The sequence below is a fragment of the Paenibacillus sp. FSL W8-0426 genome (assembly GCF_037969725.1).
In the GTDB taxonomy this organism is placed as follows: Bacteria; Bacillota; Bacilli; order Paenibacillales; family Paenibacillaceae; genus Paenibacillus; species Paenibacillus hubeiensis.
In genome coordinates, this window is record NZ_CP150203.1 from 5,276,513 (window position 1) to 5,289,041 (window position 12,529).

The window sequence follows — 12,529 nt, forward strand, 5'->3', positions numbered from 1 at the left end:
TCTCCATAGGTTTAAATTCCTATCAGGTAACTAGGTTATATATCATGTTAACGGAATACTTGCGGCATGTGTAATAGAAAAGTTCGATCGGCGTATTTAATAATTGAATAGCGGCATGTTTTTGCCGCATCCGCGAATCGGGCTTATGGGGTATGCCCAGCACACCTCCAGACATAAAAAAAGGAGAGCCGCGCTGTCATACGCTGCTCTCTCCTTCTTTTCACCCAATGTAATACCGTATTCTAAGGTGACGTCCCAGAAACTTGCTTTCTATACCTTGAATTTGCCGATCAGTTCTTGAAGCTCCTGCGCCATTTTGCTCAGACTGTCCGCAGACGCGGACACCTCGACCATCGATGCGCTCTGCTGTTCCGTCGATGCTGCGACGCTTTGCGTGTTCCCCGCCGACTGCTCGGCAATAACGGCCACGTTTTGGGCCATTTCAACCATGCTCTGCGCGCTGGCGTGCACCTGCTCCACGATCGCGGAAACCTCGATCGTTTCGGACGCCGCCTGATCGATGGAATCGGCAATGACGCCGAAGGCTTCTCCCGTGCGGGAAACCAATGAAATGCCCTCGCGGACCACTTCCGTCCCTTCATTCATCGAGGCTACCGCGTTTCCGGTTTCCTGACGCACTTCCTGCACCAGTTTGCGAATCTGCTCTGCGGAGCGCGTAGATTGCTCGGCCAGCTTTCTGACCTCGTCAGCAACGACCGCAAATCCCCGGCCATGCTCCCCTGCACGGGCGGCCTCGATGGCCGCATTGAGGGCGAGCAGATTCGTTTGGCTGGAAATCTGGGTGATCAAACCGATGATTTCGCCGATTTCATCCGTCTTCTGTCCAAGCTTGTGAACGACATCGGCCGTTTGATTCACTTTGTCGTGGATCGTGTTCATTTGGGCCACCGCATGATTCACGACTTCGGCGCCTTCCTGCGCCTTTTCGTTCGCGGACTGGGTCAGCTGCGTAACATACTGGATGGAACTCGATGCCTGGTTCATGCCTTTGGAAATGTCTTCGGTCGCCTGATTAAACGCGGCCGAGTTGTTCACCAACCGGTCCGAACCGTCGGCGATCTGCTGCACCGCTTCCGAGATATACTCGGCAGTTGTCCGCGTCTGCTCGGAGCTTGCGGACAATTCCTCGGAGGTTGCCGCCACCTGCTCGGCATTGAATCCGACCTGCGACACCAGACTTCTCAAATTGGCGGACATTTGATTCACGGCGCCGGACAACTCGCCGAGTTCGTCCTTCGAAGTGATCTTCACCTCGTTGGTCAGGTCACCCGCGGCAATATTGTTCGTTGCCGCCATCAGCCGTTTCAACGGCGCGTCGATGGAGCGAATGATCCAGGCGGCCACCAGCGCTCCGCCCACGATGGAGACGGCAATGATCACCAACGTGGTATACAATATTCCGCGGCTTGCTGCCGAAATTTCTTCCACGTCGATGACACCCACGATTTTCCACCCGGTTGCCTCATTGGTCGCGTACACGGCAATTTTGTCCGTTCCGTCTGACGAATACTCGACATTCCCTGACGGTTCCACTTTCATTTGCTCTACGTAGCTTTCGGTATCTTCGGAACCTATTTCAATCGTCGGATGGGTTATGTACTTGTTATCTTTGTCCAATACGGAGACATAACCTGTCTCGCCAACTTTGATTTTGTTGATTTGCTCGGCAAGATTGGTCAGGCTAAGCACGATGCTGACTACGCCGGAGTCGTCGGCGGTGGCCATGGAAGGCACAACGATCACTTTGCCGTCCTGGCTAATAATCGGATTGTTGACGAGCGTCTGCCCTTTATTCTCCATGGCCAGCGTATACCACGCCCGTTCCCTCGGATCGAAATCTTCCGCAAAGGTCTGCTGCGGCGAGTTGAGCAGCTTTCCTTCCGTTGTCGCAAATTGCACATGGTCGTACTCGGATTTCACCGCTTTGATTGGGTCCAAAATTTGACGAAGCAGCGGACTTTCGTCACCGTCGACCATGCCCTTGTTCACCGTTTGCGAGAGGTATTTCAGATCCTCCAGGCTAGTGTTGATCAGTGTTTCCACTTGCGTATTCACGGTTTCTACCGATTGACGCGTATTTTTGAGAAACTGTTCCGTGATGTCTTCCTTGGCGGTCAGATACGACAACCATCCCAAACCGGCTGTCGGAACGACGAGAATCACCAGAAAGGCCAAGGTGAGGCGTGCCCGGATCGTAAACTTCCTTCCGGTTTTGGGGACGCCAGGTTGAACGACAGGCTTGCTGCGTTTTGTCTTTTGCTTCTTCATGAATCCTATCCTTTCTTCGGCATCATAGTTCTACCCATAATCGTCATGCATAGAAAGTGGCAGTTTTATATATTTCGGCAGGACAGGCCGATAACTTTAGGCTAAAAGTCCTTTGATTTAATGAAAATTATAAATTTCGACATTTTCCTTGTTGGGAATTTGAGCATATCAGCAAATTTTTATTCAAACTTGCTAGCATAGTAGTCTTTTAGTTGCGCAAAAGATACATTATCATCCAATAATTTAGGATGAAATACCCAATAAATCAATTGACAGGATGTGTACTTGTGATATAGTAGTCGAGAAATATTTTAATATGCCTACATAGGAAGGGTAGTTGGAGATGACAAATAAACAAACAGGAAGAGCCGTACGGCGTTTGACCGCAGGCATGCTTGCATTGCAAATTGGCATCACCGCATTCGGAGTTCCCGCATTCGCTTCGAAAGTGACCATCGTCTCGCCTCATGGCGTGGAAACCTTATCGCCGGAAGGCGCCATTCAGTCCACGGGCACATGGGATGTAGGAACGCGCGCGGGAGACTATGTTTACGTGGCAGGCATGCGCGGCATTGACCCCACGACCAACAAGCTAGTCGCTGACGAAGAAGGCCGCATTCGACAGGCGTTTCTCAACATGAAGCTGATTGCCGAATCCGAGGGCGCCACGCTGCAGGACGCGACTCGCCTCGTAGTGTATGTGACGGATATGTACCGGTATCGGCCCATCGTGAATCAGATCCAGGAAGAACTTTGGGGCAAGGGTCCGTACCCCCCGCGTACGATCGTGGAAGTGGACCGCTTGAACCAGGATGATATCGTCGAGGTAGAGGGCACATTCTATGCGCCGGAGAAAACATCGAAAGCAGCTCAGAAGGGACCGTCCGCGAACGGCACGAACGTGTCGCCTAACGGTGTCAAAACCCTTGCTCCTCAAGGCGCGATCCAATCCACGGGGACGTGGAATCTCGGAACGCGGGCCGGCGACAACATTTACGTGGCAGGCATGCGCGGCATCGATCCGGCCACCAACAAGCTCGTGTCGGACGAGGAAGGGCGTATTCGCCAAGCGTTTCTCAACATGAAGCTGATTGCCGAATCCGAGGGCGCCACGCTGCAGGATGCAACCCGTCTCGTGGTGTACGTGACCGACATGTATCGATATCGCCCGATCGTGAACCGGATTCAGGAAGAACTGTGGGGCGACGGACCCTATCCTCCGCGCACGATCATCGAGGTAGACCGCTTGAACCAGGACGACATCGTTGAGGTGGAAGGCACATTCTACGCGCCGGAGAAAACATCGAAGGCAGCTCAGAAGGGGCCGTCCGCGAACGGAACAAACGTGTCGCCTAATGGCGTCAAAACCCTTGCTCCTCAAGGCGCCATCCAGACTACAGGTACATGGGATCTTGGAACGCGTGCAGGGGATACCATTTATGTGGCAGGCATGCGCGGCATCGATCCGGCCGCCAACAATCTCGTGTCCGACGAAGAAGGCCGCATTCGCCAAGCGTTTCTCAACATGAAGCTGATCGCCGAATCCGAAGGCGCCACGCTGCGGGATGCTACCCGGATCGTCGTGTACGTCACAGACATGTACCGGTATCGTCCAATCGTCAATCAAATCCAGGAAGAACTGTGGGGCGACGGACCTTATCCTCCGCGGACCATTATCGAAGTGGATCGTCTGAACCAGGACGACATCGTCGAGGTGGAAGGCACGTTCTACGCGCCGAAAAAATAAATACGCACAACATGGCGGCTCCCTTGCGGGAGCTCCTTTTTGCTGCCACGAATCCGAGAGATCCAGTCGAAGCCGCTCCATTCTATCAACTTTTGAAGGGTCAGCCCGTTCGCTGGACTTGCCTGGAATCCACGGAAACTGCGGCTTAGCCCCCACCACATGCCGCATGCTGTAACGAACCTCCCATACCTTATATGATGTTTTGGAGAGCGGTTGGAATTCTAACGAAACTCAGACACGTTATTTGACCGGAAAATGGGCGATTATGCACCATTTCCAGGAAATAACGTGTTTCAGGTTCATTAGAGCGGCTTGAGTGCCAAAACTACCTGAATAGCGCGTCCTAGGTTCGTTGCATTATCCGTTTTCCGCCCTAACCTCAACTTTGGATGAATGTATCCATCTATGTAAGCGCCCAACACCAAAAAGGGCTCCCGCATTCAACCTTGAACGCACGGAAACCCTTTTGACAGTACTGGAGGAGCCTTAACCGACCCAATGCGCCGACTTGGTCTTCAGCCGGGAAAGGTCGTTTTCGATATTTATCGGCTGGGAAAGCACCCACATATAGTATAACGATTTGGCCGCTTTCTCCCGGGTGACCCCTGCTTTGGGTTCCAGTTCCCGGCCGTTCCAGACTCTTCCCCGTTCAATGTCTTTCTCTGAGCGCAACAATCCCAGCATGTACGCCTTCCTCACCCGATCGTAGAGAGCCGGGTCGATCTCGTCCGTATCCTGCAGCTGTTCAAAGGACACAAGCGGATAATACATGATTCCTCGTTCGTCGGGCGCCAAATGAGCATCATAGTCCGGTTGGTCCGGGGGAACTGCTTCCCCGTTATAGTCGGTCATGTAAGCCGGGAGCACCTTCGCACCGAATTTTGCCTCAAAGGCATCCAACAGCATGCAGCCCATGGTCTCTCTGGACAATGTCCCTTCCGCCTGCACGTCCCGACCTAATACGTCTGGGGCCAGATCCAATAACCGGGACAATGCATGTCGAAATTCGCCAAACTTCATCAACGCTTCCGGGTGAAAGCAGGATCGTTCATCCAGCTTCATAACGCCCAGCTGGACCAGCTTCTCAATCTGATTCCGGTAATACGCCCCGCGTCCTGTCATGGCGCCGACAGCCATCTCGGGATATACGGCCGACCAATCCTGATTCCGAATCGCTGCCTGCACCTCCGGCTTCAGCCACGAAGCAACCCGGGCAGCATCAGGCTGCCCCTGCTCCGCAAGCCGCGCAAGACACATTGCCACGATGCGGGCAAACGACTTGGAGAGGCTTTCTTTGAAATGCGTGCCATCGATCTTGCGCGCCGGATGACCGTTCGCAAGACTGCCGTCATTGGTTTTGCCCGGCGTCTCCCCTGCTTCGATCGACATGAAGACGGCGGTTGTGCCTTCGACACCGATCTCGTTATAGTACCGCACGCTCTCCCGGTTCAAATCGATCAGCGGCACGTTCAACTGTTCGGCCAGTTCACGCATGATCTTCGGAAATTGCCGCTCGCGGAAAGAGTCCGCGTAGACATGCCCGGGCGCGGCATTCCCATCCACCCGGGACATTGGCGTGACCAGCATCGGGATCATCTGCCTGGACCGGATCGCCGGAATGTACACCTCGCGAATATACGTGCGGTACATTTCTTCCGTCGCGCCTCTGCCAAAGCGGTGGTTCTCGTCACGCGATTCGTCGTTGTGCCCGAACTGGATCAACACGACGTCCCCTGCATTTCCCGTCAGCAAAATATCGTTGAAGCGCCCTTCCGTATAAGCGCTTTTGAAGGACCGTCCGCCCATGGCATAGTTGATCACCCGCACCTGCCTCGGGTCGAACAAATCATCGAACACCTGCCCCCAGCCGCTCATCGGCGCTTCCATGAAAATATAGGATTTCACGGTGGAGTCCCCGAGCGTAAACAGTGCAGGCAGCTTGCTTTCAGGGCGCGGGTAGACCGGTATGGGCGTCAGCACCAGCTCGGCGATGCCTACAGGACAGCCCAACCGGCGAGGTTCGATTTCAACGTCGATAAACTCGCGTCCGTTCACATAGTCGTAACTCCATAACCGCTCGTCCTGAAAAACGCGTGTCCTATTGGGTACAAGCCGTGCCGCATCCCAATAATCCGCATTCAGCAAGCCATCCGCATGCATGCCCGAGATCGCGATCATCGTGTCGCCAAGCCCGGACGTGGTACGTACCTGTATCCGATATGCGCCAGGCTCGGCCTTGACCCGGAAACACATGCCGTAATGGTTGAAATCCTTCTCCGTGGATTCGTTTCGATCCGCAAATCGTTCCTCGAGGATGACGCACCCCTCTTGAACCGGCACGATCTGTTCAATATGAACCTCTCGTGGCGGCTGGGCGCAGGTTCTTTCCACGAAACCATATCCGGCGGCGTCGTCATAACGCGGGACGACGCCCTGCTCTTCCTGCACAACGGACCGATACCCCTTTTTTGGCAAAGCCGTGAAGTTGAACTGCATGCTTTTGACCATCACATCGATCCCCCCTATCCGTTCATGCCATGATGGATTGCATTGCCTGCTTTCCCTTATTCCATCGTCCAGCCATCCATTATTTCAGTCCGCACCGTGCTTATCCGGACACAGAGCCGGCGTTTGCGGAACCGTATCGTTCCACCTCCAACGATGCCAGCAGATAGGGAGCTACGCCCATCGGTGTATCGGCAACGACCTGTTCCGAAATGTAATAATCATAGGAGCCGTTGCGATCCTTGCTTAACCCGGCCCCATTGCAGATCGAATGCAAGTGCAGTCCTTGTTCGTCCTCTGACACCAGATGTGTTCCAATGCCTTCATAACCGCGCAGCATGCCTGCGGCAAAAGACTTCTCCAAATACCCCAGCCTGATGCCTTTGGCTAGTGCATAGACGAACATGCAGGAACCCGAGGCTTCCACATAGTTGCCAGGGCGCTTCGCTTCATCCAGCACCTGGTACCACAGCCCCGTGGCTTCGTCCTGGACGCGCAGCAAGGCATGGCACATGCGGTGGAAGATGCCTACCAGCGTGCCGCGCCGCGGATGAGTGACCGGGAAATGCTCCAGGCTGTCCACGAGCGCCATCGCATACCATCCCATGGCCCGGCTCCAGAAGTGCGACGACAGGCCGGTCAACGAATCGGCCCACTCCTGTTCCCGCGATTCGTCCCATCCATGGTAAAGCAGGCCGGTCCGGGGATCGCGGTTTTTGCGCTCGATCAGCTCAAGCTGGTGAGCAACCTCATCCATCAGCTCGGGACGGGCAAATACCTTCGCATATTCCGCCAGAAACGGGGATGCCATGTATAAGCCGTCCAGCCACATTTGAAAGGGATACACTTTTTTGTGCCAGAAGCCGCCTTCCGACGTCCGGGGCTGACTGATCAACTGATTTGCCAGCAAATGGGCAGCCTTCGCATAACGTTCGTCCCCCGTCTGCCGGAGGAGCGGAAACAGGTTTTTGCCCTGATTGATCTGATCGAGATTGTACTCTTCCAACGAATACGTGCGAATCGATCCATCCTCGTTTACAAAAGCGTCCATATGCCTTTTTACAAAGCGAACATATTCGGCCGCTCCAAGCTGCTCGCCTGCACGTCCCATGGCCATGAGCAGCATGCCGGGCACATAAGCCCATCGTTTCAATATATATTCATGTTCTCCCCGATCATTACACTGTCCCAGAATCATTTCTGCAATGGTTTGTGCGCGGCTTGCCTGTGCTGTTTTCACGTGATCCATTCCGTGTTCCTCCTGTCATTAGTTCTCCTTCCCCTGCGGGTCCAACGCGTGAGCATTGTTCGACCGGGTAATGCTCGCGGATGCTAATCCAGCCCCTCGTATTCGAACCAGCCGAAGTCAGCGAATGCATCATCCCTTCCAGCGCTCTCCAATGCCTCGTTTCCGGTCGAGTCTGTGCCCGGCTGCGTGCAAGCATACAGGCCGATGTACGTGCCGGTAAATCCCCCGGCCCGGTCCGTGCTGAGCAGCCTGCCGTCTGCGTGTTCGCACAAAGGCGTCCATTCCGCCGAGTCATGCTCGCGATAGTCGAAACGGTAATCCTGATGATGCGCTTCTACCTTCAGTTGGATGCGATCGGCTGCCCATGCTGCCGCAGCCAGCCGTCTCTCCCGTCCGCCTTGGCGCTCCATCAGGCGCAGTACACGCTCGCCCCGCTCCAAGGCGATCTCGCATCGAAAATGATGGTCCCCGTTATGAAACAGCGCTAGCCCCGCCGTTTCGCCTTCATGCCCGGGCTTAAACTCCAACTGCACGGCTGCCCTGAAGCTCAGATGCTGCTGGCGGCGTCCGACGAAGGCCGGATTGCCCTGTCCGGAAAGCGTTTCTGGCTTCAGCCTCAACCGCAGATAACCGGGACGTTCGGCAAGGCTCCAAAAGTCGCCGCGCGGCGTACGGAGGAAGTTCCAGACCAGGGAAAGACCGCTTCCATCGAACTCATCCCGGACGGGATCGGCGGGCCAGACCGTTTCCGGCAAATCCGGCGCCTGAACCTCCAGTTCCAGCCTGCCCGCACCCGGGCTGACGACAGGCCATTCCTGTTCCCACACTACCGGAGCCAGAAACGTTTCCCGGCCCAGATTGCGGTAATATCCACCCGCCGTTCGGGAAGCAAGACAGAACATCCACCAATCGCCATGCTGCGTCTGGACCAATTCGCCATGGCCCACGTTGACGATGGGATACTCCCGGCCGAGATGCCGATGGGTCAGGATCGGGTTAGCCTTGTGGCCTTCATATGGACCGCGCACGCTGCGGCTGCGGGCAATCGTTACCGCGTGCGTATGCCCTGTTCCGCCTTCAGCGATCAAGAGATAGTACCAATCCCCGATGCGGTACAAGTGCGGCCCTTCCTGAGCATGCGCGACTTTGAGCGCGCCTTGCCAGATGCTTTCTTTTTCGCCGATCAGCCGTCCTTGTTTCAGGTCAATTTCCTGCAGCCAAATATCCATATGTTTGGGATGGTCCTGCCCTTCCGGCGGGACGCGATTGCCCGTATAATATGCACGGCCGTCCTCATCGAAGAAGAGTGAGGGATCGATGCCCGGTGCGTCCTCCAGCCAAATGGGGTCCGACCAGTCGCCGGCCGGGTCCCTGGTTGTGACGTAAAAGTTATGTTCTTTTTTGTCGTTGTCGACATAAGTCGTGATCATGTAAAATACGCCATCATGATACCGGATCGTGGGAGCCCAGATGCCTCGCGAAGGCAGGATGCCGTCCAGATTGAGCTGGGAGGCGCGGTCGAGCACATGCCCAAGCTGCCGCCAGTGAACCAGATCCTTGCTGTGGAACAGCGGCACGCCCGGAAAATATTCGAAACTGGATGTCACCAGATAATAGTCATCGCCTACGCGAATGGCCGACGGGTCGGGATAAAATCCGGGCAGTACCGGGTTTTGAAACGTTCTCAACATAACTCTCCTCCAGTTCGTCGTATGGAAACACGCCCATTATAGTGGATTGAGAGGTCGTTTTTTTAATCGTTCCATGTGCATTTCGCCTTTTCTTCATCTTTTTTGCTCTTATGAGGGATGCCCCGGCCCACCCTGAATCCCAAAAAAAGAAACCATCCTGCATTTACGGATGATTTCTTATCGTTGCAAAAATGGATGCTAACGTGGTTCTCCATTATTGTCAGCTTACTTAAACTCTTCCGGACCGACATCCATCGCAAAGGTACCATCAGCATACAATAACGGACTGCGTTCAACGTTTTTGCGAGAGTATTGCTCTACGTGTGAGACGCGCATTTGCTTAGAATCGGTAAAATCGATGTGAGCAATCGCTACCCAATATGAAAGATGGCTTTTCTGGTGCAGCGGCGTGGTCACAACTTGCCCCTGATGATTGTCGACCACTGCTCGGACCTTCATGGATTTGAAACTTCCAATCCCGTTGCTGAGCGCGCTGTATGCCGCAAACAGAATGTATTTCAATGCCTCGGGGCGATGGATGACGATGGTTTCTTTGCCATGGGATAATGCATCCCCGTATAACTGTATGTAGGGTTGTTCAAGAGCGGATCCCAGGTTGCGATAATAAATTTTTCCGATCTCGTTGTCCTTCGTCACATAGAAGCAATAGAGATCCAGATCCTTGTCTTTTTTCCATTCTAACGTGGCGGTAACTTTTTCAGACTTCTTAATGTTGATGCTTTCTTGCTTTTTAAGGTCCAGCTTCAATGGCATGGGCGGTTCTTCTATTGCGGCAGCAGCTTCTTCGGCGGCATCCTCCAGTGCAAGGCCGTAATTGGTGACGAGTGCGGCAAGTCCGCCATGAAACCCGCTCCCGACGGCATTGAATTTCCAGTCCCCGTTATGAATGTACAGTTCGCCCACAACGATGGCCGTTTCCAGATTCAATCCGTCTCCGAAATGAAATGTAGCGATTTGTTCGCCATTGGAAGGATCATAAATCAGGCATGAGGCGTCCCGGACCATGGAAAAATTTTTTCCGTTGATTTCTCCTTCATGGATCGTCAGCGTGATTCCGATTTTATCGATGTCGGGCGGGATTTTGCCAAACGAAATATGAATGCGTTCCATCTGCCCGTCTCCACCGAAACTATGCCTAACGGCTCCTTGCCTGCCCGATTGTTGGTTATAGAAAATCATATCATCGTCTCTCGTGCATCTCCCTTCATGATTAAGAAGAAACGCTGAAGCGTTGATATCGATGGATGGTCCCGACGTATGCCACGTAAGCCCAATCGCCAATTCAGGAAATATCCTGCCTTTAGTAAGTTCCACTTTTTGTCCTTTTTGCACAATCATAAACGCTCCTCCTCTTCCAGACACAATTCCAAAAATGCAAACAATCCGGATGCCTCCACCGCACGCCTGCCCCAATCATGCCAAAAGTAAAGCACCTGTCCCGTCTGCCCACGTTCTGACGGGTCCATGTCAAGACACAAGTAATCCCCGCCGCCGTTGCTGGCAATCGGAATCCATTTCGGATTCCAAGCCATCGGTTTGATTTCGGCATCGGCCTCCGCTTCCATTTCATCCGGTTCGAACTCCTCCTGCAGGAAACGCCAATTCTCCAGCACCTCCGCGAGCGGGGACAGGGTCAGGTTGCGGACGAAACACTCCGTCCCGATCTCCCGTACCTGTCCATTGTGCACGCGATAAAGGTCCTTCATTTCTTCAGGCAGGGAGAAGCCGAGTCCGGTCTCGACATCGCGAAACTCCTCTTCGCTTGCACCCTGCTGCAAACCCAACGCCTCCCTGAAATCCGGACGCTCGTTTGCTCCTTTCGCAAATATGCGCTGCCACAACGTTTCTGCTTTGCTGACCATTCGGCTTCATCCTCTCCCCGTAAGATTCCCGGCATGCTGCCGGAGCAGATTACATTTCTTTTAAAACGCCTTTGACCAAACCGATAAACGTCGTTTTCACCTGCGCAGCCACTTCGATGACCTCATCGTGGCTCAGCGGCTGGTCCAAAATGCCGCACGCCATGTTGGTCAGGCAGGAAATGCCAAGCACTTTCATGCCACCATGGGTCGCCACGATTGCTTCCGGAACGGTGGACATGCCGACGGCATCCGCGCCCAGCGTGCGAATCATGCGAATCTCGGCCGGCGTTTCGTAGGCTGGTCCTGTCCACCACGCATACACGCCTTGCTGCAGGCTGATATTTTGTTCCTCGGCGACCCGCAATGCCAGATGGCGCAGTTCACTGCTGTACACCTCGGACATGTCGGGGAATCGAACGCCAAGCTCATCATTGTTCGGGCCGATGAGCGGATTGTTGGCCACCAAATTGATATGGTCCGTAAGCAGCATCAGTTGACCTGGCGCAAAGCCGGTGTTCACCGCGCCGCAAGCGTTGGTAACGATCAGCTTTTCCACGCCCAGCGCCTTCATGATGCGAACCGGGAACGTCACTTCATCCAGCGTAAATCCTTCATAATAGTGAAGGCGCCCTTTCATCGCAACAACCGTTTTGCCCTGCAGCTCACCGATCACGAGTTCGTTCGCATGGCCAACGGCTTCGGATTGCGCAAAATGCGGAATGCTTGCATACGGAATCACCGTTGCATTTTCGATCTCGTCCGCCAGCGCCCCAAGGCCTGAGCCCAAAATCATGCCGACAACAGGTCGGCTTGCGCCGATTTTGCCCAATATGTAATCTCGCGCTTCATGAATATGTGATGTTTGATGCATGGATATGTCCTCCCGAATGTATGGAATTAGAGTAGGCGAAACAGCACTGCATGATCCAGTGTAAGCTACCGAACCATCCGATGCAAACGAAAGGCTGACCTAAAAGGCAAAGACAAAGGCCGCTCGGCCCCTTACGACTGGAGCAGCTCGAAATACGAGATGACAGTGCGTCGAAATCCGGAGCTTCGCCCACATTCTCGTGAAACTGCATGCCAATGGAGTAAGCCTCATCTTGTCCCCACTGTACACAAAAAAAAAGACTCTCTGTCGAGAGTCGGCATTCATATATTCCGT

General features: G+C 54.1%; 8 protein-coding genes. 1 reads left to right on the plus strand and 7 read right to left on the minus strand.

Annotation, left to right across the window (positions count from 1 at the left end; genetic code table 11):
* Positions 1-270 precede the first annotated feature (270 nt).
* Positions 271-2,289 carry a methyl-accepting chemotaxis protein gene (locus MKY59_RS23885; protein ID WP_236415611.1) on the minus strand — a complete coding sequence of 673 codons (2,019 nt, stop codon included), beginning with the start codon at positions 2,287-2,289 and terminating at the stop codon, positions 271-273.
* Positions 2,290-2,632: 343 nt separating this feature from the next.
* On the opposite strand from MKY59_RS23885, the gene MKY59_RS23890 reads away from it, so the two are divergent.
* Positions 2,633-4,036, plus strand: coding sequence for a RidA family protein (locus tag MKY59_RS23890; RefSeq protein ID WP_339274118.1), 1,404 nt, complete (start codon positions 2,633-2,635; stop codon positions 4,034-4,036).
* A 486-nt stretch (positions 4,037-4,522) separates the two neighbouring features.
* Here the strand turns inward: MKY59_RS23890 and MKY59_RS23895 are convergent, their stop codons facing one another.
* The 6 genes from MKY59_RS23895 to MKY59_RS23920 all read right to left on the minus strand — a co-directional run bounded on the left by MKY59_RS23895 (position 4,523) and on the right by MKY59_RS23920 (position 12,235).
* On the minus strand, positions 4,523-6,544 hold the full coding sequence (locus tag MKY59_RS23895; protein WP_339278466.1) for a GDSL-type esterase/lipase family protein: 2,022 nt from the start codon (positions 6,542-6,544) through the stop codon (positions 4,523-4,525).
* 100 nt (positions 6,545-6,644) lie between these two features.
* Positions 6,645-7,790: a glycoside hydrolase family 88 protein gene (locus MKY59_RS23900; RefSeq protein ID WP_339274120.1), complete on the minus strand. Its 1,146-nt coding sequence runs from the start codon at positions 7,788-7,790 to the stop codon at positions 6,645-6,647.
* Positions 7,791-7,873: 83 nt separating this feature from the next.
* Positions 7,874-9,481, minus strand: coding sequence for a glycoside hydrolase family 43 protein (locus tag MKY59_RS23905; RefSeq protein ID WP_339274122.1), 1,608 nt, complete (start codon positions 9,479-9,481; stop codon positions 7,874-7,876).
* 225 nt (positions 9,482-9,706) lie between these two features.
* The gene (locus MKY59_RS23910; RefSeq protein ID WP_339274124.1) at positions 9,707-10,840 is read right to left on the minus strand and encodes a TerD family protein; all 1,134 of its coding nucleotides are present in this window, start codon (positions 10,838-10,840) and stop codon (positions 9,707-9,709) included.
* Positions 10,837-11,364: an SMI1/KNR4 family protein gene (locus MKY59_RS23915; RefSeq protein WP_339274126.1), complete on the minus strand. Its 528-nt coding sequence runs from the start codon at positions 11,362-11,364 to the stop codon at positions 10,837-10,839. Before MKY59_RS23915 ends, MKY59_RS23910 begins: the two co-directional genes overlap by 4 nt.
* A 49-nt stretch (positions 11,365-11,413) precedes the next feature.
* A complete protein-coding gene (locus MKY59_RS23920) occupies positions 11,414-12,235 on the minus strand; it encodes a purine-nucleoside phosphorylase (RefSeq protein WP_339274128.1) in 822 nt (273 codons plus the stop codon).
* Positions 12,236-12,529: the final 294 nt, after the last annotated feature.